A 23,902-nucleotide genomic window follows, 5' to 3' on the forward strand; every position below is an offset into this window, starting at 1 on the left:
AAAGGTAAAGGTGGTCAGGTATAACAGCCCCAAGGATAAGCTTTTATTGTTGGGGCTTTATTTATGGATGAAATAGCTGCTCAGGCTTGGTAACGGCGCGGTGTATAAACCCAGACTTGATCATCACCCTGTTGAATCTGACGAGTTTGAGAGGAACCAATGAGAATCAAAGTTCGCATATCGGCTGATGCTGGTTCTAACTGTTCAAGGGTAATGACTTTGACTGCTTCTCCAGGTCTGCCAAGATTCCGCCCTAATACTACCGGGGTATCTGGCTTTCTGTACCGTAGCAAGATATTTTTAGCTTCTGCTAATTGCCAAGTGCGTTCTTTGGAGACAGGATTATAAAAGGCAATGACAAAATCAGCTTGGGCTGCTGCGGTAATGCGTTGGGTGATAATTTCCCAAGGTTTTAAAATGTCAGATAGGGAAATCGCACAAAAGTCATGTCCTAATGGTGCGCCAATGGTGGCTGCTGTGGCTTGCATGGCGGAGATTCCAGGGGCGACTTGAATTTCGATGTTTTGCCATTCTGGTTTGTTGTAGCGGTCTAAAACCTCAAATACTGCGGCTGCCATTGCATAGATACCGGGGTCGCCTGATGAAACCACTGCTACATATCTTCCCTGGGCTGCTAAGTCTAGCGCCATTTTTGCCCGTGCTTCTTCTTCCCGGTTGTCGGACTCATGAATGTGTTTACCATCAGCAAGAGAACCGATTAAATTTATATAAGTTTTATAACCGACTAAATCTGTAGCAGCATTGAGAATTTCTTTGACTTGGGGAGACATCCATTTTGATGCACCAGGGCCAGTCCCAATTATGGCTAATTTTCCCCGTTGTTTTTTGTTGGTTTCCAAATCGCTGCCTATTGCTAACTTGTCTGGGTGATAAACTAAACAGTTAGGTTGAGGAGTTCCCAAATCTTCAGTAATCTGAATTGTTAACTCTCCATTGGGGTCTATTGGTAATTGACTTTCACTCAACCAAGGGGCTGTTCCTTCTAATTTAACTTTTGCCCCGGCTAATAAGTCAGCAATAAATTTTTTTCCATCTTCTGGATTAGCTAAATGATATCCAGGAGGAGGAGATAACAAAGCTGTGCGAAAACGCAAATCACCTGTGGTCGTAATTGCTGGTTTGACATTTAGCACTTCCGCAATTTGACGGGCTAAATCATTGACTCCACTCAATCCACCTAAAAGCGGGACTACTGCGCTACCATCTTCAGCTACAGCTAATACTGGGGGTTCTTGACTTTTATCTGTAATTAGGGGTGCTAAAGTTCTGATGAGAATACCAGCTGCACAAATACCAATTAATGGTGTGCCGGTAGCGAATAACTCTCGCAATGTTTCGCCAAAATTTGTAAAACTAACATCAACATCTGAGGTGCGATTTACTAAACCGTATAATTTCGCCCCTGGTAAAATTCTGGTAATTTGCCGTCCTACTGCTACACTATTTTGACTCAATATAACAACGGCAGCTGCAACCCTTGTGTTCATATTTTAGATTTTAAGCTATTCGACATTTAACTTACATATTGTTGTGTTTTGGTAAAAACATCCAATCCTCTTCCCTCTGCGCTTTTAATGTGTAAACTAGTAGTCTGTCAAATACATTTTGATGGATAAGCTTTTACGCATTTACTTTTTTTGCCCAAAAGCCTTACTACAAGGACTCTAGGCTACGAAATATTAAATTTAGCTGCGTAACAGCTTAGAGTAATGAACCGCGTATCCCTTACGGGACCGTAGGGATAGACGCAAAGAGCGCGTTCGCGTAGCGTTCCGAAGGAAAGGAAGAAGAGAAGGAAGAAGAAAACATTTATTTACTCGTCAATTAGTTTTTGATAGACTATCTAGATGTATGACAACATCTTAGAGTTTCTGTTTTGTCGGTATGACAATCATCGAAAAATATGGAACTTCTTCGGGATTCACTTCATCGAGTGGTAAAATTCTCTGTTGCGTCGTTGTTGCCCGTTCAATATATTTTGCCCGTGATGCTATTCCTAATTGATGGAGGATATCGCGGACTTTGGTAAAATGGCGACCCAGTTTCATGATTGCAGCTGCGTCTGTGGTTAATAGATGTGTAATTAGTATTTCTGTGGGCAGTGTGGCAGGTAGAACTGTGAGAATATCGTTGTAGTAGGTGAACGGTACGCCTAGGGAGACTGGACAGGCCATGAGTGAAGAAATACCGGGGACAACTTCCGTTTGGTATTTATCAGATAAACGTGTGAAGATATACATGAAGGAACCGTAAAAAAACGGGTCTCCTTCACATAAAACAACCACATCCCGACCAGATGCGAGATGGTCGGCGATGGGTTCAACTTCTTGGTCGTAGATGGATTTGGCTTTTTCGGGTTCTAAGGCGCGGGGGAGATGATACAAAACCTCGATTTGATTGCCGGGTAAATATTGCGACACTATTTTTCTGGCGATACTTTCCCGGTCTGTGGCTGATTGATAAGCGATAACGGGGGCCGATTGTAATAGCCGCAATGCTTTTAGGGTCAATAGTTCTGGATCTCCAGGCCCTACACCAATTCCATACAGACGACCTCCCGTTTTCATGATTATTCTTCCTCTGTTGCTAAGGCGTTAATGGCAGCTGCTGCGATCGCACTTCCGCCCCGTCTTCCATGTAAAGTTAAGAATGGGACATTGCGGCTATCCGCTGCCAATGCTGCTTTTGATTCAGCTGCACCCACAAACCCCACGGGAAAGCCTAAAATTATGGCTGGACGTGGAACGCCAGTATCAAGCATTTCTAATAACCTAAACAGGGCTGTAGGTGCATTTCCAATGGCTACTACTGCCCCGTCTAGATGAAAACGCCATAATTCTAACGCTGCTGCTGACCGCGTATTTCTCAACCTTTTCGCTATTTGTGGTACTTCTGGGTCGTTGAGAGTACAGATAACGTTGTTATTGGCAGGTAATCTTTTTCTGGTCACGCCTTCAGCTACCATACGGCAATCACACAAAATTGGTGCGCCAGCTGCTAAGGCTTTTCTACCTGACTCTACCGCATCTGCTGAATATCCCAAGTCGGTGACTATATCCGTCATTCCACAGGCATGAATCAGGCGTACTGCTACTTGTGCTACATCTGGAGGAAGAAGATCTAGGTTCGCTTCTGACCGGATAATAGCAAAGGAATTTCTGTATATTTCATTAGCATCGCGTATATAGTTTGACATTTTTTCTGGATTTGAGATTTTGGATTTTCAACCGCCGATAAAAGCGGATATTTAGCTATGATGTATTGCTTGTTTGAGTTGGGGAGCATCACGTTTGGTAAAATCTCTAAAGGTTTCTTTAGGATTTAGACGTTGTATTTTATACGTTTTTAACATCTGTTCAATTAGTGCCGGAAGTTCGCTAAAATTTACGTACTCATAAAGTTGATGTCCAAATTTTTGTAAGGTACTGTCACTGACATAAACTTGATATCCTTCTAAAGTTTCATTTTCTGACTCAATGCTGACACCAAGCAAGGTAATGTCAGCTTGATTATGTTGGGCGCAAGATTTCGCACAACCGCTAAAATGAATATTAACTGGGTAATCTAGGGTAATCCGATTTTCGAGATATTTTGCTAATTTTAAGGCATGATCTTTAGTTTCAGTTGCGGAAGCAGCACAACCTCGTTTACCAGAACAAGCCGCTAATGCACTTTTAATATTAGTCGGAGAATAACTTAGTCCTAAGTTGCTAATTTCTCTTTCTACTTCGACGACTTGTGGTTGGGGAATATCGGTAATCAGCAAATTTTGCCAAGGTGTTAGCCTAATATTACCACTACCATATTTTTCTGCTAAATCACCCAAACCTCTCATTTGCGAACTTTCCAACCTTCCTAGAGGTAGCACGACACCAATATAGAATAATCCTACTTGTTTTTGGGGATGAATACCAATTGAGTCTGCCGGAACAGTTATCATATCTGTTTGGGCTGGTAATTGGTAATTAGTAATTGGTAATTGGGAAAAGCTATGAAAAACTAGGGGTTGGGAAGTAAGGGATTTGCTTGTAAAAGCTAAACGCAGATAATTTTCTATCCCTAAATTATTGATAACTTCCCGCAAACGTGGTTTGCGTTGACTTTGAGAATCTATATTTTGTAAATAAACATCTGCTAAAGCTGCTAAAACTGGTAAACATTCCTCTGGTTTTAATAAAATTCCTGTATCTCTAGCTGGTTCTCCTTTTTCACCAATAGTCAAATAAAGGCGGAAGTAAATATTACCATCAACCAACACAGCCATAAAGGTGATATCGTTAAGCTGATTCAATACCGAAACTTTACCACCACCATCAAAGCAAACACTAAATTTAGCAGATAGTCCGCCTAAATGAGGATGTGCTGTAATATAATTATCCCAGGCTTTCACTAAGGAACGAGTATCGATTAATTCCTGGGAATCAATACCCGCAGTGGGGCTGGTCATAATGTTGCGGATATGGTCTACATTGGGATTGGCAGAACCTAAACCCAATTGCTGTAAATGCTGGAGAACTTCAATATTTATTCCGGTTTTGATTTCTCGAATTTGCAAATTGGCTCGGTTTGTCACATCTACATAGCCACCACCATAATTATCGGCTATGTTTGCGATCAATAGACACTGTTCACTCTCCATGTTCCCGCCTGGTATTCTGATGCGAGACAATATGCCATCTTGGGCAGGTGTGGTGTAAAATAAGCCTGGACAGGCGGTAAATGCGGACAGCAAAATTAAAACTCCTTCTCTGTGTGACGCAGAGACAGAACTTGATAAACTCCTTATAGTTGGCATTCTGACTTACTCAATTTTGGATTTTGAATTTTTGATTTTGGATTATTTTCTTACCCGTGTTTTTCCGAGTCTGGGGTTCTGAGTCAACCCCCAACAATCTAAAATCTCTTTTTCGGAAATCTAAAATTGCCTCACAGCTGCGGCACAGTCCCGGAATTTCACCGAAGTTTCCCAACTCTAAGATTTAGCAGTCTAGCACAAGGAGGTATTTATCGGTTTGAATATTTCAAAAATTACTATCTTACACTTTTTCAATACAGCGCGTTATTTGCTTCACCTTTCCCAGTAGGACTGATAGGCTGATAATTTATTGATAATTTACGAATGACAAATGATAAATTATGAATAAATGGCTATCAATAGTCGGAATCGGCGAAGATGGTTTACAGGGATTAAGTGCGATCGCTCTTTCTCTCCTTAACCAAGCTACAATTATTGTCGGTGGTCAACGTCATCTGGCGATGTTACCTCCAAACGACAACCGCGAAAAAATCACTTGGAAATCTCCCTTTAGCGCTTCAGTAACAGAAATTATTCAGCGGCGAGGTCAAGCAATTTGCGTGTTAGCTAGTGGCGACCCGATGTGTTACGGTGTGGGTGCAACTATTACAAATCATATTCCTATTTCTGAAATTACCATTATTCCTGCACCTTCGGCTTTTAGTCTTGCTTGTTCTCGATTAGGATGGTCGTTACCGGAAGTGGAAACCTTGAGTTTATGCGGTCGTCCAGCTTCTCTTCTTCAATCTTACATCTACCCAGGTGCGAAATTATTGATTTTGAGTGCAGGACAGGAAACACCGGGAATTGTAGCTGAACTGTTGACAAATCGCGGTTATGGTGGTAGTAAAATTACTGTTTTAGAAAGGATGGGCGGTATTCATGAACGCATTTTAGAAGGTATCGCCGCATTTTGGCAAGAAACAGAAATCGCAGCTTTAAATACCATTGCAGTTGATTGTATCGCCGATGTGGGAGTAAAGCCTTTATCGAGACTTCCCGGTTTACCTGATAGTGCTTTTCACCATGATGGACAATTAACTAAACGGGAAGTTAGAGCAATTACTTTATCGAGTTTAGCACCTTTACCGGGAGAGTTGCTTTGGGATGTCGGTGCTGGTTGTGGTTCAATTTCGATAGAATGGATGCGGAGTAATTTTCGATGTCGTGCTATCGCTATTGAACAAAACGAAACTAGAATAAATTATATAATCGATAACGCCGCAGCTTTAGGGACACCGAATTTACAAATCATCACCGGAAAAGCACCGGAAATAATTCACAACTTACCCACACCCGACGCGATTTTTATCGGTGGTGGAGTCACCGCACCAGGACTATTTGATATTTGTTGGAATGCTTTACGTCCTGGAGGGAGAATGGTTGCAAATGTTGTGACTTTAGAAGGTGAACAAACATTATTTCAATGGTATGAAAAAGTGGGAGGAAATTTCACCCGCATTTCTATTCAACGAGCAGAACCAATTGGTAAATTTTTAGGTTGGAAAGGAATGTCTCAAGTTACGCAATGGATAGGATATAAGTTATGAAAACCCTGATTAATTAAACGCAGATAAACGCAGATGAACGCAGATGAAATCAACCAATGGGATAATTACCAGGATTCACCGCATGAATAAACTCACTACCTGAATGTGGTCTTCCTCGTTTATAAGCAGCTTCTTCCGGTTGACCCCAACCTAACTGCAAAATTACTTCTAAAAACTTCGAGTTTTCCCATTTTAACAAACTTGCCCATTCTGTTCTTTGAGCAATTCTATCAACATCTAATATATTAATTTTTTCGTGTAATTTACCATTACTCACACTCAAATATAACTCCATTTCTGCTGTAACTGCATTCCAAAATTCCACAATAGAATTTTTTGCAGTTTTCAAAATTTCCAAATCACTGTTTAAAGCAATTAACTGTGCGTCAACTTCGGGATAATGTAGAGTTTTTCCCTTGACTGTCAAATCTTTCCAGACAATCCCAGAAACTTCATTTTCTCGTTGATATTCATGAATCGATGCTTTAAAATCTTGATAGGCTGTAAACTTTTGTAGCCCTTCAGTTGTGATAAACTGGTCGAGGACGGGATTGCCAGAGGCCGTCACCTCCAACTTAAGACGCTCTCCTTTCAGACAAGCTTGGCGTTCATCTGCTAAAATTTGGATGAGTTCCTGGGTAGTATAAACTTTTGGCATCGGAACAAACCTAATTAGTAAGTTATTAGTTATGAGTCATTAGTCATTGGTGAAGCGTGATTTAACTATTATCTCTTGACCGGAATAGAAATGCAGTATCAGGTAAAACTAAAAATCTCCACCTGGATATAACGAAGAATGAATATAGAAAATAAGTCCGCAGGTGCGGACTTCCAGATAAGTTAATTATGGTGTGTGGAAATGTTTACTGACTCAACTCGCTGCTGAATTCATTAAATGAGCGTTGCTTGAACTCAATAGACTGGTCACGCGGTAAAAAATCAAACACTTCTCGAAATTTGTCGTCTATCTCTTCAAAAGGAACTTGACCCTTTTTATTCAAGATTACTTTTCCTGACTTGTCAAAGATCACAACTTGCGGTACACCCCCTGAGTAGTAGTATCCTGGTTCTGTGGGGTCGTAGCTTTCCTTAATTGGCATTGTATCAACACTTATGGGGATAATCTCCGCTGCTCGTCCATAGAATGCTTGAGTCTGGGAAATAAAGACCGCATACTGTTTACAATCGCGGCTATCATCGACATAAAATGCCAGCAATGCCGGTTTATGTTGTGCTAAAGTCTGGGCTAGGGTTTGTCTGGGAGGAACTAGAGAACCATTACCAGCATAAATTACGAAAATATTCCCTTCGTATCTATCATCTTTCATACCTGCCGAAGCTGGCTGTATACTTATGATAAGTAGACAAATCACCAACAATAAGCATTTTGACACCAACCGTCGCCAGTTAGCAATTATTTTAGTTTGTAAAAAAAGCCACTTCATGCTATTCATCAACGAGAACCTTTTAAGCCACTATTTTTTCTAAGTTTGTGCTGAATTCAACCCTTCCCACTTTAAGATTACTTATCTTCTTCCTTCTTCCTTCGCGTTCTTCGCGTCTTTGCGGTTCATTTAATCAAGATTATTCTGATGGCAAGGGAGTAGCCTAGATATATAATTACATCTACGCACCATTTCTTAACATACCCTGTAACTGGTAATTGGGAAAAACTATTACCCAGTCCCCAGTCCCCCTATTCTCAATGACTCATAAATATTGAATTATTAATGTGTGGCTTTTTGTGCCAAGATTCGCTACACTTGCAAGATTAAATTTGTAATTAAAGACTATTAATTAACTACTGCTGTGGGAAAGAAAATAGAACTTATAGATAGACTACAACTGGGTTTAGCGGTATCAATCGCTAAAAGTGTCACATTTTTCGTGCGATCGCTCCGTCTTGGTGCTGCTAGTGTATTACCAGGGTCTATTGCGCGACGCATTGAACCCCGAATTTTACAATTATTGAGTCAGCAAGTTAAAAATGGGATAATTTTGATTGCGGGAACCAATGGAAAAACCACTACAGCCTTGTTATTATCTACGATTTTAGAACACAAAGGTTACAAAATTGCCCATAATGCTACTGGTGCAAATCTAGAAAATGGTTTAGCCACAGCTTTAATAGACAACGCGAACTTACTAGGTTCTCTAAATGTAGATTACGCAATTTTGGAAGTTGATGAAAATATTGTTCCCAAAGTTTTAACACCTCTTCAACCCCGGATTATTCTCTGTTTAAACTTGTTCCGTGACCAACTCGATAGATATGGCGAAGTTGACACCATTAGCAAGCGCTGGACAAAGGTTATTTCTACATTACCAGAAGCAACGGTAGTTATTCCCAATGCTGATGATCCAACTTTATCAAATCTCGGTCAGCAATTACCCCAAAAAGTGTTATTCTTTGGGTTAAATGAACCAGAACATTATTTAGAAGCAATTCCTCACGCTGTAGATTCTATATATTGTCCCAGATGTGGACATTCTCTTGATTATCAAGGGGTTTACCTATCTCATTTAGGAGATTTCACCTGTCCAAGTTGCGGTTTTACTAAGAGTAAACCAGCTTTAGAAAGTGGTGAATGGTCACAAATTCTTGTTGGTTTATACAATAAATATAATACTTTAGCCGCAGCCACCGCCGCCAAAGAATTAGGAATTGATGAAGAAATAATTAGAGAGACAATTAATAGTTTTCAAGCGGCTTTTGGTCGTGCCGAAGATTTAGTAATTGATGGAAAACGGGTGAGGATTTTATTATCTAAAAATCCTGTGGGGACGAATGAAACTATTCGTGTTGTTACTGAAAGTACAGATAAAACAACTTTGTTGGTTTTGAATGACCGCACCCCCGATGGTACTGATGTATCATGGATTTGGGATGTAGATACTGAGAAATTAGTTGAACGGGGTGGGACTTTGGTTGTGAGTGGCGATCGCGTGTATGATATGGCCTTACGTTTACGTTATAGCCAAAAATCTGCCCAGAGTAACCTAAATTTGATTGTAGAAGAAGACTTGCGGCAAGCGATCGCTACAGCATTGGCACATACACCAACCAATGAAACCTTACACATTCTCCCCACCTATTCCGCCATGTTAGAAGTGAGAGAAGTTTTAACAGGTAGAAAAATTCTTTGATATATAGTTTGATTAATAATGGTGCAAAATGTCAAGTAGCGTACCCCAGCGAATACTGACAAATTGCACTCTAATAACCTGGTGCAAACCCAAAATAACTATGTAAAGAAATATAAATGGGATCTTTAGATGACTAGGGTGCAATTTTCCGGCCGATAAACGCATAATAGAAGAGTGACTAATCTGTTAGCCCCTTTACAATCCCTACAACAAGGTCGCTGGTTCAAATTGATCTGTGGAGCCAGTTACCAACATCTACCTGCGGTCAGAAGTTTAACATTAGCCTACACTTTGGCGGGCGCTGACTGCATAGATGTGGCAGCTGATCCAGCTGTGATTGCCGCAGCCCAAGCAGGTTTACTAGCAGCCAAGGATTTAGTGAGGGATGCCCAGGAGCGAGGCTTTGGCTTTCAAGGCAATTTACCCTTGTTAATGGTCAGCCTCAACGATGGAGAAGACCCCCATTTTAGAAAAGCCGAGTTTAATTCTAGTCATTGTCCAACGGAATGTCCTAGACCCTGTGAAAAAATTTGTCCAGCACAAGCGATTGTGTTTAACAATATAAAAGATAGTTTTTCAGGAATTGTTGCTCAGAAGTGTTATGGCTGCGGTCGTTGCATCCCAGCTTGTCCCTATGACATAATTGATACAGTATCATATGTCTCAACTCCAGAAGCCATAGCTTCGCTTGCCAGAGGCAACGCACCACTGATCATGTCAACGGGAATAGATGCGATAGAAATTCATACACAAGTAGGGCGTTTGGCAGAATTCCAGCGCCTGTGGTCAGCTTTGGCATCTGGAGTAGATAAATTAAAGGTAATAGCTATCAGCTGTAACGATCATGAAGGACTAATTGATTACCTGCAAGCAATTTATAAAATCATTGCCCCCCGTCCCCAAGTTGTAATTTGGCAAACAGACGGGCGCTCTATGAGTGGTGACATTGGCGATGGAACCACTATAGCAGCCATAAAATTAGGGCAAAAAGTTTTGGCAGCAAACCTACCAGGATATGTGCAGTTAGCAGGCGGTACTAATAGCTACACAGTCCCCAAGTTAAAGGCAATGGGACTGCTTCAAGAGGCTCTTGTGCAGGGAGCAGGGAGTAAGGGAGAAAACGCGGAAATGGAGCAGGGAGCAGGGAGCAAGGGGGAAAATTCATCTCCCCTGCACCCTGCACCCCGCCCCTCTGCCTCTTCTTCCCCAGCCCCCCGCCCCTCTGCCTCCATAGCCGGCATTGCTTACGGTAGCTACGCTCGTGTATTGCTGTCACCCATTCTTGAAAAATTAGAGAATCAGGAGGTGAGTCAAACTAGTATTAAGGCAACAGGCCGTCTGGAAGAAGAACCAGAATTACTCTGGCAGGCTGTAGAGCTTGCCCATTCTCTCGTTTCCCAACTCAAGTCACAGCGGTCCCCCTAATCGCTCATTCGTTATCTCTACAAACGTCACCATAGAAAGCATGACGATTACAGAAGATCTCCAAAAGTTGTTAGACATTTTGCCCCAAGACCTGCGAAACGTACTAGAGAATCATCCCAAACGAGATAGTTTAGTTGAAGTGGTCTTGGATTTAGGTCGTCGCCCCGAAGCTCGCTTTCCTAATGAAGCAGAGTATCTGAGCGAAACACCGGTTACTCAAGCACAAATAGATGATTGCATTCAAAGAGTTGGAACCTTTGGCGGAGATAATCGGGCGGGAATTGAGCAAACTTTGCATCGGATTAGTGCTATCCGCAACCGCACGGGTAAAATTATTGGCTTAACCTGTCGTGTCGGTCGGGCAGTATTCGGCACAATTGCCATGATCCGCGATTTGGTCGAAACTGGTCAATCGATTCTCATGCTCGGTCGTCCAGGTGTGGGTAAGACTACCGCCTTACGAGAAATTGCTCGTGTGTTGGCGGATGATTTACATAAGCGCGTAGTGATTATTGACACCTCTAACGAAATCGCTGGAGATGGTGATGTTGCTCACCCGGCAATTGGTCGTGCTAGACGAATGCAAGTGGCTAAACCAGAACTACAGCACCAAGTGATGATTGAAGCTGTAGAAAACCATATGCCAGAAGTCATCGTTATCGATGAAATTGGTACGGAACTGGAAGCTTTAGCGGCGCGTACCATTGCGGAAAGGGGTGTGCAATTGGTAGGTACTGCTCACGGAAATCAGATTGAAAACCTGATTAAAAACCCTACCCTTTCCGATTTGGTTGGGGGTATTCAGGCTGTGACGTTAGGAGATGATGAAGCCAGAAGAAGGGGTTCTCAAAAGACGGTTTTGGAACGTAAAGCTCCTCCCACTTTTGAGATTGCTGTGGAAATGCTAGAACGACAGCGCTGGGTAGTACATGAAAGTGTAGCTGACACAGTTGATACTCTGTTGCGAGGTCGGCAAGCCAGCCCACAAACGAGAACTGTTGATGAACAGGGAAAGGTGGCGATTACCAGACAGCTATCTGTGGTTAATGGTCGCGGTGGACAGCTGGCTAATGAAGAAGAATCTTTCCCCGCTGCTAGGCAGGTCAATGGCTGGCGTGCTTCTGGACAAATGGTAGCTCTGCCGCCTTTGTCTCTAGAACGCGAACGTCTGACTGGGCGCAGTGAATTTGACCGCTTGTTGGATGAATCTTTCAATTATTCAGACAGTATTGATTTCAGTACTCCTAAACTAGCGGGGCCAAATGGGGAAGATTTGCCATTACATATTTACCCCTATGGGGTGAGTCGTCACCAATTGGAACAGGTGATTAATGTTCTCACTTTGCCTGTGGCATTAACAAAAGATATAGATAGTGCTGATGCAATTTTGGCATTGCGATCGCACGTCAAAAATCACGCTAAGTTAAGGCAAATGGCAAAAGCTCGTCATGTGCCAATTCATGTGATTAAGTCCAGCACCATTCCCCAAATTACTCGTGGTTTGCGGCGGTTGCTGAACATGGATGATCCAGAACTGGGCGATGACCGAGAATTACAATTGTTACTTCACAATGGCAGTGATGACGAGATGGACGCTTTGGAAGAAGCAAGACTTGCGGTTGAGCAAATTGTCATTCCTAAGGGTCAGCCTGTTGAGTTATTACCTCGTTCTTCTCAGGTTAGAAAAATGCAGCATGAGTTGGTAGAACATTATCGACTCAAGTCTGACAGTTTTGGGGAAGAACCAAATCGTCGGTTAAGGATTTATCCGGCATAATTTCAAAACCTCAACTACCCACACTGTATTTGGAGATTTCTAATCCAGTGTGGGCTTTTATGCGGTGACGCGGGGACGCGCAGAAGTCGGGACGCGGAGAAGTCGGGACGCGGAGACACGGAGACGCGGAGAATTTTTTTGATCAGCAATTAACCGGACTTGATAGAGAGGTAACTTTTCTAATTACGAATTACGAATTACGAATTACGAATTATTCTCTGATGGTGGGGACGACAAGGACTGCCCAAACAAACTTGATTTGCTGGCATATTAGTAAAAACACTACTACGCGCTCCAATTACTGCATTAGCACCGATTTCTACTCCTGGGGCTAGGAAACAATCTGCTGCTACCCATGCACCATTACCGATGGTAATACTTGCAGTTTTTAAACCAAAGGCTGGATCTTGAAGATCATGACTACCTGTACACAGGTAACTTTTTTGGGAAACTACACACTGTTCACCAATGATAATTTGATCAAGACTGTAGAAAACTACATCATCACCAATCCAACTGTAATCACCAATGGTAACTTTCCAAGGATAGGTGAAACGGGCTGTGGGTCTAATTAATACGCCTTTACCAATCTTAGCTCCAAATAGCCGCAGCAGGGAGCAACGCAGAATATTTAGCGGTTGAGGAGTCAGAGGAAATGCGATCGCTTGCACCAACCACCACAATAAAACATACCAACCCGGACGACCTCGGTCAAACCAGGATTGGTCATATTTACGTAAATCTACAAAAGGTTTGTCATTGGTCATTGGTCATTAGTCATTAGTCATTAGTCATTAGTCATTGGTCATTGGTCATTGGTCATTGGTCATTGGTCATTGGTCATTAGTCATTGGAGTCATTAGTCAGGAGAAATATAAATATTTACCCATTACCCATTACCCATTACCCAACTTCCTGAGACAAAGTTGAGGAGGTAGATTCAGAGGTGTTTGCAGTATTTAACTGTCCACCACAACTGCGTAATTCGTAAAGTTTGACTCCAATTTGATATTCATATTGGCTCAATAACCGTCCATAGATATATCCAGCTTTGCCATCTAAAAAGCCGCGCTGAACAATATAGAACAAAATAAACCTTAACAATGGTTTAAATGGCAAGCGTACCCACACTGTTTTTAAGAAGCGTTTACGTTGTACTGCATCACCAAAGAGATTTGCACCAATTGTTTTACCATTATCTTTCCCTGTGAGCAAATTTAAATACACACGGGCTTCCCAATTAGAATAGCGGTTATGTCTTTCTAACCAGTGATAAAGATTGCGGAAATCTTCGTGGAGCATATCATGTTTGAGATACCCAACTTGTCCCTGTAAAATTACGTGTTCGTGAACTTCGTTATCGCCTGTGTTGGGTATATCTTCGGTGTTGAGGTTTTCGTAGCGACCTTTTTGATGTTTAAATAAGCGGAGATTCCAATCAGGATATTTACCTCCGTGACGAATCCATTTTCCTAAGAAAAATACACGACGATTGATGTAATAACCATTACACTCATCACGTTTAATTACTTCGGCAATTTCTGCCCAAGATTCAGGTGTAATCCGCTCATCACAATCAACAATTAGCACCCATTCATTCCGAAAAGGTAGATTTTCTAATGACCAATTTTTCTTTTTTGGCCAACTGCCATTAAAGTTGAATTGTACAACTTTAGCCCCGTAACTCTCAGCAATTTCAATACTTTTATCGCTACTTTGGGAATCGACAACAAAAACTTCATCAGCTACTGCCAGACTAGTTAAACAGGCAGGTAAGTTAGATTCTTCGTTTTTGGCGGGAATGAGTACGGAGATTGGTATTTTAGATGACATAATAATTTTTACTTTAATTTATTTTTTGTTCGCTGTAAAAAGAAGTCCTTGAATGGCTGCATTTAAGTAACCAATCTGACCATAAGCATAGACTAGTTTATCAAATCTTTCGGCTGGATCAGTAATATATTGTAATGATTTATATAAGCCACGTACAAACTTCTCGCTGCCTCGTTGCAGTTGACCAATACCGGCTTTACCAGCAAGTTGTTCCCGATAGCACTCACTAATACCTTGCCACCAACCCCGGTTTAAAAACCAGGAGGGTTTTAGCCTTTCTGGGGCAACATTGTGAGCAACTAGGGCTTGGGGAAGATAAGCGACTTGCCAACCACGCTGAAGGGCAAATTCGGTCATTTGTAGTTCTTCGTTAGATAAGAGGTTTTTGCCGACTCGTCCCAGTTGAGGGTCAAAACCGCCTATATCTTCTAGAAAACTGCGTCGAATGGAGTAATTTAAGCCTCTAGGGGTGGAACCGGGCTGTTCAATGTAGATGATGCTGTCTCCCAAGTCGTAGGCTCCCAAGTTAGCAGCTAGTCCCGGAGATATCCACTTTGGTGGTTCAATGTCTGGAGGCCAGATGAGAGTAACTTTACCACCAGCGATCGCTATGTTGGGATTATTTTCATAGGCAGAATACAAAACTTGCAACCATTGGGGACTAGCGACTGCATCATCATCCAAATAAGCGATAATGTCTGCGCTGGTAGCCTTAGCGCCTGTGTTGCGAGCTACTGATAAGCCCAGGGTAGGTTCAAAAATGTACTTGAGGCGGGTATCAGCCGCTCTTTGTTCTACAACTTCACGAGTGCGATCGCTAGATCCATTATCCACTACTAAAATTTCAAAGTTAGCAGTAAAGTCCTGCGCCAATAAACTGTCAATCGCTGCACCTAAATAGGTATCTCGATTGTGAGTACAGATGATGGCAGAGATTTGTAAGTCCGGCATGGGATTGATTACTGTAGTTTTGTAATTTGGAATTTATAGCAGGAGTCAGGAGTCAGGAGTCAGGAGTCAGCACTTCGACTACGCTCAGTGACCGGAGTCAGGAGTAAAACCCTCTTGTAGTGAGAGTTTCATTATCAATTGATGTCTTAACCACCCTGTCCACGGCTATAATTAAAAATATCCAATTCAACTTTTGCTTACTGGTTGTTAATCTACCCTATAAAGTACTTATCGACCAACGTAATTTTGCCGAAAACAATCTTTGCAGACAAGTTTCATGAAAAAATTGTCACCACTTTACCAATACTTTATGCTTGTCGGATATGACTGTGTAAAGCCACAAGTGTTTCTGCTAATTGACCCAGCCGAGTTTCTAGATATTGCTTGCGCCCAAACAGTTGACGTAATTTTTGATAACGTGCGATAGCCATACTCACAGTAGGAACCTGCTCTACTGGACATAGACGCGACCAAACTTTACCAGCCGCATCGACTCCACAGAGGCGGTAGCCAGCACGCGATGATGGAGATGATATCTGATCACCAGTCTCACAAATTTCTTCCACATAATCCATCAGACGCTCAACTTCCGCATGACGCAGCGTTGCCGTTCCTCCTGGTTCTGGTTCTTGAGGATTGGATTCTAACCAGCCATTAATAACTGGCCCATCTAAATAAATATCTTGAATTTGTTGCAAAATTTCTTGTAGTTCAGTTTGCCAATCAGCGACAGTCTCTTGAATTTCTTGTAAGAGATTCATTGCAAATGCTGGATTGGCTCCGTGGCGATGGTTACTGAAGCTCGGTGTTTTAAACTTAGGCAGGCTGGGTGTTTTGCCTTCACCTGAGTGGGCGGGAAAAGTTTGTACGGAATTATCCTGGGAAAATAAATTGGGATCTGAAGACGATTTACTACCAGTATCTTTGCTTAAGTCAACGGTATTGATGCCCTCATCATTTGAAGGCTCTGTACTGTCTGTAGTTTTGTTAGCTCCGATGCTAATCCTAAAGGAGAACGGGCGTTTTGTTGAATCACCTGTTTCTGCGCCTAAGTCAGTGCCACGAATCCCCAAATCATGTAGAGTTGCCTCAATCCGTTTTAAGCCTGCTTTCATAAAGAGATCCTGAAGCTTGTTCTGGTGGTATTGATTTCCGAATGAGTTTGTTAAGAGAGCAAATTATTGAGAAACTTTTCTTTATTCTATAGGTAGAACAATACTTTAAGGAAGACCAAGATTGTGATATCTTATGAGTAGAGTTATTTTAGTAACAGGCCCAGCACGCTCAGGTAAAAGTGAATGGGCGGAAACTTTAGCAAAACAGTCTGAAAAATCAGTTATTTACATAGCAACAGCTACAGAAAATCCTGAAGATCAAGAGTGGCAGCAACGTATTGAAAAACACCAAAAACGCCGTCCTCTAGACTGGGTAACTCTATATGTACCTGTGGAACTTACTACTAGCCTAGCTAATGCCAAGCCTAATACCTGTCTTTTAATTGATTCTTTGGGAACTTGGGTAGCTAATTTTCTAGAACAAGACGACCTAAGTTGGGAAAATACCTTGGCAGAATTGCTCAAAATAGTGGGTTTAGTTGAGGCTGATCTAGTATTTGTAGGGGAAGAAACTGGTTGGGGTGTAGTACCAGCTTATCCTATGGGTAGGACATTCCGCGATCGCTTGGGTTCTTTAGTTCGTCAGTTAGGTGCAATTTCTGAGACTGTTTACTTAGTTACTGGTGGTTATGTTCTGAATCTCAGTGTTTTGGGTTCTCCCTTACCAGTAGCAAAGCCTTAATTCCAAATTAAAGATTGTCCAGGTAAAATTTCTGAATTAAAACTAAGTAATGGGACAGAATTAATTACACAACTGATTTTTCTGTTCCCTGTTCCCCGTTAAGAGTTCCCTCTCTCAACGAGTGAATTTAATTTTGTCCGACTACTTACAATTAAGAATATGGCAAACCAACAAGAAGTTAAAGAATATATTGCTCACTGGTTTCAGTTAGGAAAGAAAGTAATCGTAGGTAATGGTAATCACAGCTTCTTACCTAGCCCCGTGCTAAAAGGCGATAGCTATAGCCCAGAATTTGAAGAATGCTGGCAAAGTATTCTTTCATTAGAAATTAGTGACTGTTATTTAGAAGGCACTCACGAAACCATAGCTGAACTGCTGACACCAGCCTGGGAAATGCTCCCTTGCGGTCGTTGTACTATGCCAGTACCCATACGTACTGTGGGAATGCCAGCTTTGTTTTGTCCCTGTAATAGTTTACCCAACTGGCCTAATACCGAACTACCAGCGCCGCGTGGCCCCGTTAATAGCCAAGAACAGCTGACAGTAATTTGCGATCGCTTAATAGATAACATTCCTTGCACTTGAGTTGGTAAAATCCAAACAACCGATTTCATCTCAGACCAGAAATTTAAACTTAGACACTAATGCATTGAACAAATGAGCTTGATAAAGTTTCTCATAGTCTCCTGTGAGCAAGAGCGTCTCAATTTCTTGACCAGCCAAAGGTGGAGAAAATAAATAGCCCTGACCCAATTCGCATCCCAGTTGCTGTAACCATTGAAGTTGTTGTGGTGTTTCAATCCCTTCAGCCACCACAGCCAATCCCAGTTGATTGCTCAAGGCAATGATAGTACTCACCACCTGATAATTACGATTTCCTTCCTCCATCTGACTCACAAAAGAGCGATCAATCTTCAAATTATCAGCAGGTAAACGATGGAGATAATTGAGCGATGAATATCCAGTTCCAAAGTCATCAATGCTAATCTGAATTTTTCTGTCCTTTAATTGGGTCAACAAATCAATTGTTTTATTGATATCCTCAATTAGCATACTTTCAGTAATTTCTAGGACTATAGAATTACCTTCTAAACCTGTTTCGGCTAGTGTGCGATCAATGTCTTCAATTAAACTGGCTTGGCGAATATCTTGAGCAGAGAGGTTAATACTAACCTTAAGCGGGATGTGAGTAAAATTTGTTTTCCATTTGACCAATTGTTGACAAACTGTGTAAAACATCCAACGATCTATCTGCACAATTAGCCCAGTTTCTTCAGCAATAGGAATAAATTCTCCTGGAGAAACGAACCCGCGAGTAGGTGAAAGCCAGCGCACCAATGCCTCAAACCCAATTAGCCGACCGCCTAGTAAATCTACAATAGGTTGGTAGTAGACAATGAACTCTTCTCGTTCCAGAGCTTTGCGGATCTCAGTTTCTAGCGTTAGTCGATTTACAGCTTGGGTATGCATTTGGGCATCAAAAATTTTGTATGAATTTCGCCCCTGAGCTTTAGCTCGATACATGGCAATATCAGCATCTCGGAGTAAATCGGCGGCTTGACGATAGTTTTGTGTAGCAAAAACAATACCGATGCTCGTACTAATAAACATTTCGTTACCATTGAGCATCAGCGACGTTTGACAATCTGTGAGAATACGTTCAGTAATTTTAATCGTAGCTTCAATACTGACGATATCTTCTAGTAAAATTACAAATTCATCACCACCGAGTCGAGCGACTAAATCCATATCCCGCAGGTGAGTTTTCAACTTCTGGGCAATACTCTGAAGTAGTTGATCTCCAGCTAAATGCCCTAAACTGTCATTGATGACTTTGAACCGATCTAGGTCTAGAAACAAGACGGCATAATGATAGGTTTCCACCCTTTTAGCTCGGTTTATGGCTAGTTCCAGTCGATCCTCCAACAGCGTCCGATTCGGTAAACCTGTCAATGGATCATGAAAAGCATTGTGAATAAGCTGTTCTTCCGCCTGTTTGCGTAACCGAAGCTCTTCGTAGAGATTGCTAATATCCGTGCGGATAGCCAAGTATTGAAAGGGCTTACCCAAGGCATCCAAAAAAGGTACAATCGTGCTATTAACCCAGTAGAAACTGCCATCTTTTGACCGGTTTCGGATTTCGCCCCGCCAGATATGCCCCTGGCTAATGGTTTGCCACATCTGAGCAAAGAATTCTTGAGAATGATAGCCAGAATTGATCACCCGATGCGTTTGACCAACCAGTTCCTCTCGGTCGTATTGAGATATCTCGCAGAATCGATCATTAGCGTAGGTGATTACCCCGTGAGCATCAGTAATAGCGACGATGGCTGATTGATCTAGGGCATATTTGAAGTTGGATAATTCCTGGAGGGTGTGGTGCAGTTTTTCCTCTGCTTGTTTGCGCTCTGCCCGCACCTGAGCATCCCGAAGTTCTCGACGAACTGCCTCTGGCAAGCGGTTTAAGTTGTCCTTCATCAGATAATCATGAACACCCGCTTTCATCATTTCCACAGCAGATACTTCGCCGATGGTTCCAGAAACCAGAATAAAAGGAATATCTTTTTGACTCTGCTTTGCTATTTCCAGAGCCGCAGGAGCATCGAATCCAGGCAATCGGTAATCTGAAATTATCACATCCCAAGTCCGGCTACCGAGGGCTGTGCGTAGCTCTGGGGCTGTTTGGACACGCTGCCAGATGGGATTGAAACCACCACGACGCAGTTCATGGAGAACTAACAGGGCATCTGTTTCTAAATCTTCAACAAGCAGGACATTCAACTCTTGACTCATACCTGATACCAGTTCACTTTAAGGTTGATACAAATGGACAAACGCACAGACATCGAGACGCGGAAGGATATTCATTTGTAGCTTTAATTAAGTGAATTGATATTAAAATTTCTGAAGTTAGCCGTTCAGATAACTAAGAGTTTAAGTGAAATTCATGCCGCCCATATCATTTATAAAGATATCAATCCATTTAATAAGTGGGTGGATTTAATTAAATACAATACCTCCCTGGTAAACCTATTTCCTGGTAGGGAATAGGCTTTGACTTTCCCCCTTCTACTCATGGTTTGATCTTCACAAACGTAACAACTTAAAATTATGTGATTAAAGTGCCTGGGAAATAAAAACTGATTTATAGCAAAAGTTATCTGAAGGACAGGCAGAATGTATTTAACAGAAATCTTGAGGTCAAAATTATCCGAAAATCGCCAACTGTGGGGCTTAATCCTACTAATTATTGCTGGCTTTTTAGGAAACTACTTCCGATGGACGTTATTTTTCGACATTGATTTTCTGTTTGGTTCAATCGCTGTTTGGATTGTCGTTTGTTTATACGGAGTTAGATGGGGGACTTTAGCAGGTTTTTTTGCCGGAAGTTGTACCTATGTAATTTGGCATCATCCCTATACTACCTTTACTTTTACAGCAGAAGCCCTATTTGTCGGTTGGCTGTTTCACCGACGGCAGCACCATAATATTGTTTTGCTAGATGCTCTTTTTTGGTTGGTAATCGGGATGCCATTGATATGGTTATTTTACGCGATCATTCTGCACGTCGATCCGATCCAAGCCCGAATTATTCTCTTCAAGCAGCCTACTAATGGTATTTTTAACGCCCTCATTGCCAGCTTATTGTTGACGCATTCACCAATTCATCGTTGGGTTGACCGTCCACCTGCTATTAGCACCCTTTCACTACAACAAACCCTGTTTAATTTACTGGTCGCTTTTGTGTCAGTTCCCACCTTAGTTTTGATTGTGCTGGCAAGCCATCAGGTGGTAAATGATATCAAAAATATGACTCGTTTAGATTTAAATGATGCGTCTCGTTACCTGACAGTTGAGGTGCGTGGCTGGTATGAGCAACGTTTGGCTTCTGTGAATGGACTTGCTGAATTAGCTCGGCTCAACTCCATTGAGAGCGAAATCATAGGACAAAATGCTGCATTTGTTAGCCGTACTTTTCCTGAGTTTCGACACATTCATATTTTAGATGAGACAGGAAAACCCATTCTCGATTTTGAGAACAATGTTTCTGCTTCTGAGAGTGCCTTTAATGAAGACAAATATTTTCAGCAAATGCAGCGATTGCCCCAACCGTTTCTCTCTCCCGTTCTGCTGCTACCAGGCAAGTCGGCTTTTCCCGTTGTCTTATTTGGTGTGCCAATCCTAAGGGATACAAAACTCATGGGTGCTATTTTTACTGAAATTGATTTAAGCAATATTACAAAGTTGTTGCAGTCTAATTTAGGTCAAGAAAAGCTAGATATCACATTAGTGGATCAAAAACAAACAGTAGCAGCCAGCACGAAACCAGAATGGATTGGTACTCAGGCTTTTAATTGGCGTAAAGATGGCAGAGTTGACCAGATAGGGACTCAAACCTACCATTGGCTACCAATCACTGGTAGTCCTCTGGTGATGGTACAGTGGCAAAATTCCCTATTTGTGAAAGAGTCTGCCATTAATCAGACAATTCCCTGGACACTGGTGGTACAGATGGCCGCAATCTCTCATGTGCATCAAATTGAGTGGGTTCACACCCGCAACATGGCAATACTCCTATTTGTCTCAGGACTAGCTCTGATTTCTGCTACCCTAGTTAGCCGTCAATTGGTCAAACCCTTGTCTCAATTAGCAGAAGTCACCACGAACTTACCAAATAAACTGCTAGAGCAGAAACCGATCAACTGGATACAGAGCCAGGTGACTGAATTGGCATTGTTATTGCAGAACTTTCGGTTGATGGCAGCTAGTTTACAGCAAAAGTTTAGAGAAATTCATCAAGCCAATGAACTGTTAGAACAACGAGTCCAGGAGAGAACTCAAGCACTACAACAAACAAATGCCGAATTAGAGATGGAGATTGCCGAGCGCAAACGGGCAAAGAAAGACCGCGATCGCTTGATTGCTATTCTCGAAGCCTCCACCGACTATATTGGCATGGCTGATCCTCTAGGTAATAACTTGTGGAATAATGCCCAACTACGAAGCCTGATTAATCTATTCCCGGATGTAGACTACTCTAAGTTGCGTATTCCCAACTACCATCCTCAGTGGGCATTAGAGATTATTGAAAATCAAGGAATTCCGGCAGCAATTCAGAATGGCATATGGCTGGGTGAAACGGCTTTATTGGCAGGTGAAGGTAGGGAAATTGCCGTTTCCCAGATGATTATTGCTCACAAAACAACAGATGGCAATCTGGAATATTTCTCTACGATCATGCGGGATATCAGTGAGCCAAAACGTCGGGAAGCAGATATCATCAGAGCAGAAACAATGCTGCAAAATTTGGTGGCGGGAACGGCTGCGGTTACAGGACAAGATTTTTTCCCAGCTTTGGTTCGTCATATTGCCGAAGCCTTACAAGTCTCTTATGCCCTTGTCACCGAACTAGTAAATGGCGAACTGAAAGCTCTGGCTTTTTGGGCGCATGGGGCATTGCAATCACAAATATCCTATTTTCCGGCACGCACACCATGCGAATTTGCCTTGAGAGACGGAATGTTTTACTGCGAAAGTCTTGTTCAGCTAATGTTCCCGGAAGACTTAGATTTAGTGACAATGCAGGCAGATAGTTATCTGGGTATTTCTTTAAAAAATGCCAACGGCGATCCTATTGGCAATCTTTGCATTCTCGACTTACAACCACTGGCAGATACGGAACGATTAAAGACAATTCTAGAAGTATTTGCCGCACGGGCAGGAGCAGAATTGGAGCGCAAGGAGGCGATTGAAGCCCTGCATCAACTGAATGAGTCTTTAGAAATTAGGGTAAAAGAACGTACTGCCCTATTAGAGGTGGCTAACAAAGCTTTGGAGTCTTTTTCTTATTCCGTTTCCCATGACTTGCGAGCGCCTTTGCGGGCGATTGATGGCTTTTCGAGAATTATGCAAGAAGACTACAGTGAAAAACTAGATGCAGAAGCCAATCGTTACTTAAAAATTGTCCGGGATAATGCTAAACGCATGGGTGAGTTGATCGATGATCTATTAAATTTATCCCGTCTGGATCGCAAGGAGATATCTAAGCAGACAGTGTTTATCAATGATTTAATTCAACAGGTGCTGAGTGATTTGACCCCAGAATGGTCAGGTCGTCAAATTGAATTTGCGATCGCTGATTTACCCATCTGTGAAGCTGACCTTTCCCTCCTCAAACAAGTCTGGATCAACTTGTTATCGAATGCGATTAAGTACACCAGCTACAAATCCGTTGCCCATATTGAAGTGGGTTATGAGGTTATCGATGGAGAAGGAGTGTACTTTATCAGAGATAATGGGTCAGGATTTGATATGCAGTATGCCGATAATTTGTTTGGAGTATTCCAACGTCTACACCGTGAACAAGAATTTGAAGGTACAGGCATCGGACTAGCGATCGTCCAACGGATTATTCAACGCCACGGAGGACGCATCTGGGCCCAAGCCGCCGTCGATCAAGGTGCAACCTTTTATTTCACCCTACCAAGTAGTGAGTACCGAGTACCGAGTACCGAGTAGGAATTTTCTGCCCCCTGCCCCCTGCCCCCTGCAAAATTAGCCGCAGCTTTAAATGAAGGTAAATCTGTCCGTCAAGTCAGTTTGAAT

At 42.1% G+C, this 23,902-nt stretch carries 18 protein-coding genes and 1 riboswitch; of the genes, 7 read left to right on the forward strand and 11 right to left on the reverse strand.

Features of this window, described 5'->3' with window-relative positions:
• Positions 1–80: 80 nt before the first annotated feature.
• The 4 genes from cobJ to cobG form a co-directional block, all read right to left on the reverse strand.
• Entirely contained in the window at positions 81–1,508 is a 1,428-nt protein-coding gene (cobJ, locus tag H6G68_RS19690) for a precorrin-3B C(17)-methyltransferase (RefSeq protein ID WP_190908158.1), read from the reverse strand.
• Between the two features lie 375 nt (positions 1,509–1,883).
• Complete coding sequence (locus tag H6G68_RS19695; RefSeq protein ID WP_190908159.1) at positions 1,884–2,588, reverse strand: precorrin-2 C(20)-methyltransferase; 705 nt, start codon at positions 2,586–2,588, stop codon at positions 1,884–1,886.
• A gap of 2 nt (positions 2,589–2,590) precedes the next feature.
• Positions 2,591–3,217 carry a precorrin-8X methylmutase gene (locus tag H6G68_RS27295; protein WP_190716696.1) on the reverse strand — a complete coding sequence of 209 codons (627 nt, stop codon included), beginning with the start codon at positions 3,215–3,217 and terminating at the stop codon, positions 2,591–2,593.
• 51 nt (positions 3,218–3,268) lie between these two features.
• On the reverse strand, positions 3,269–4,816 hold the full coding sequence (gene cobG, locus H6G68_RS19700; RefSeq protein WP_242045328.1) for a precorrin-3B synthase: 1,548 nt from the start codon (positions 4,814–4,816) through the stop codon (positions 3,269–3,271).
• Positions 4,791–5,031, reverse strand: a riboswitch (cobalamin riboswitch). It overlaps the preceding gene by 26 nt.
• A gap of 126 nt (positions 5,032–5,157) precedes the next feature.
• Between cobG and cbiE the strand changes: the two genes are divergently transcribed.
• A complete protein-coding gene (gene cbiE, locus H6G68_RS19705) occupies positions 5,158–6,366 on the forward strand; it encodes a precorrin-6y C5,15-methyltransferase (decarboxylating) subunit CbiE (RefSeq protein ID WP_190908160.1) in 1,209 nt (402 codons plus the stop codon).
• Between the two features lie 49 nt (positions 6,367–6,415).
• On the opposite strand, the gene H6G68_RS19710 is transcribed toward cbiE, so the two are convergent.
• On the reverse strand, positions 6,416–7,024 hold the full coding sequence (locus H6G68_RS19710) for a hypothetical protein (RefSeq protein ID WP_190908161.1): 609 nt from the start codon (positions 7,022–7,024) through the stop codon (positions 6,416–6,418).
• 205 nt (positions 7,025–7,229) lie between these two features.
• The gene (locus H6G68_RS19715) at positions 7,230–7,820 is read right to left on the reverse strand and encodes a thylakoid membrane photosystem I accumulation factor (protein ID WP_190908162.1); all 591 of its coding nucleotides are present in this window, start codon (positions 7,818–7,820) and stop codon (positions 7,230–7,232) included.
• 355 nt (positions 7,821–8,175) lie between these two features.
• Between H6G68_RS19715 and H6G68_RS19720 the strand changes: the two genes are divergently transcribed.
• From H6G68_RS19720 to H6G68_RS19730, 3 genes are all read left to right on the forward strand, one after another.
• Complete coding sequence (locus H6G68_RS19720) at positions 8,176–9,513, forward strand: MurT ligase domain-containing protein (RefSeq protein ID WP_190908163.1); 1,338 nt, start codon at positions 8,176–8,178, stop codon at positions 9,511–9,513.
• A gap of 174 nt (positions 9,514–9,687) precedes the next feature.
• On the forward strand, positions 9,688–10,938 hold the full coding sequence (gene ldpA, locus H6G68_RS19725; protein WP_190908164.1) for a circadian clock protein LdpA: 1,251 nt from the start codon (positions 9,688–9,690) through the stop codon (positions 10,936–10,938).
• A gap of 40 nt (positions 10,939–10,978) precedes the next feature.
• A complete protein-coding gene (locus H6G68_RS19730) occupies positions 10,979–12,715 on the forward strand; it encodes a R3H domain-containing nucleic acid-binding protein (RefSeq protein ID WP_190908165.1) in 1,737 nt (578 codons plus the stop codon).
• 197 nt (positions 12,716–12,912) lie between these two features.
• Here the strand turns inward: H6G68_RS19730 and hpsU are convergent, their stop codons facing one another.
• From hpsU to H6G68_RS19750, 4 genes are all read right to left on the reverse strand, one after another.
• Positions 12,913–13,482, reverse strand: coding sequence for a hormogonium polysaccharide biosynthesis acetyltransferase HpsU (gene hpsU / locus H6G68_RS19735; RefSeq protein WP_190908166.1), 570 nt, complete (start codon positions 13,480–13,482; stop codon positions 12,913–12,915).
• A gap of 136 nt (positions 13,483–13,618) precedes the next feature.
• Positions 13,619–14,548, reverse strand: coding sequence for a glycosyltransferase family 2 protein (locus tag H6G68_RS19740; RefSeq protein ID WP_190908167.1), 930 nt, complete (start codon positions 14,546–14,548; stop codon positions 13,619–13,621).
• A gap of 18 nt (positions 14,549–14,566) precedes the next feature.
• The gene (locus H6G68_RS19745) at positions 14,567–15,499 is read right to left on the reverse strand and encodes a glycosyltransferase family 2 protein (RefSeq protein ID WP_190908168.1); all 933 of its coding nucleotides are present in this window, start codon (positions 15,497–15,499) and stop codon (positions 14,567–14,569) included.
• A gap of 308 nt (positions 15,500–15,807) precedes the next feature.
• Complete coding sequence (locus H6G68_RS19750; protein ID WP_190908169.1) at positions 15,808–16,614, reverse strand: hypothetical protein; 807 nt, start codon at positions 16,612–16,614, stop codon at positions 15,808–15,810.
• A 133-nt stretch (positions 16,615–16,747) separates the two neighbouring features.
• Between H6G68_RS19750 and cobU the strand changes: the two genes are divergently transcribed.
• Both cobU and H6G68_RS19760 read left to right on the forward strand, forming a co-directional pair.
• Positions 16,748–17,296, forward strand: coding sequence for a bifunctional adenosylcobinamide kinase/adenosylcobinamide-phosphate guanylyltransferase (gene cobU, locus H6G68_RS19755; protein ID WP_190908170.1), 549 nt, complete (start codon positions 16,748–16,750; stop codon positions 17,294–17,296).
• 159 nt (positions 17,297–17,455) lie between these two features.
• Positions 17,456–17,881 carry a hypothetical protein gene (locus H6G68_RS19760; protein WP_190908171.1) on the forward strand — a complete coding sequence of 142 codons (426 nt, stop codon included), beginning with the start codon at positions 17,456–17,458 and terminating at the stop codon, positions 17,879–17,881.
• A gap of 30 nt (positions 17,882–17,911) precedes the next feature.
• On the opposite strand, the gene H6G68_RS19765 is transcribed toward H6G68_RS19760, so the two are convergent.
• On the reverse strand, positions 17,912–20,089 hold the full coding sequence (locus H6G68_RS19765; RefSeq protein WP_190908172.1) for an EAL domain-containing protein: 2,178 nt from the start codon (positions 20,087–20,089) through the stop codon (positions 17,912–17,914).
• Between the two features lie 384 nt (positions 20,090–20,473).
• Here H6G68_RS19765 and H6G68_RS27300 point away from each other — a divergent pair, with 384 nt between their 5' ends.
• Complete coding sequence (locus H6G68_RS27300) at positions 20,474–23,815, forward strand: ATP-binding protein (RefSeq protein WP_242045329.1); 3,342 nt, start codon at positions 20,474–20,476, stop codon at positions 23,813–23,815.
• The last annotated feature ends 87 nt before the right edge of the window (positions 23,816–23,902 follow it).

This window comes from Anabaena catenula FACHB-362 (assembly GCF_014698735.1).
Lineage (GTDB): Bacteria > Cyanobacteriota > Cyanobacteriia > Cyanobacteriales > Nostocaceae > Anabaena > Anabaena variabilis_A.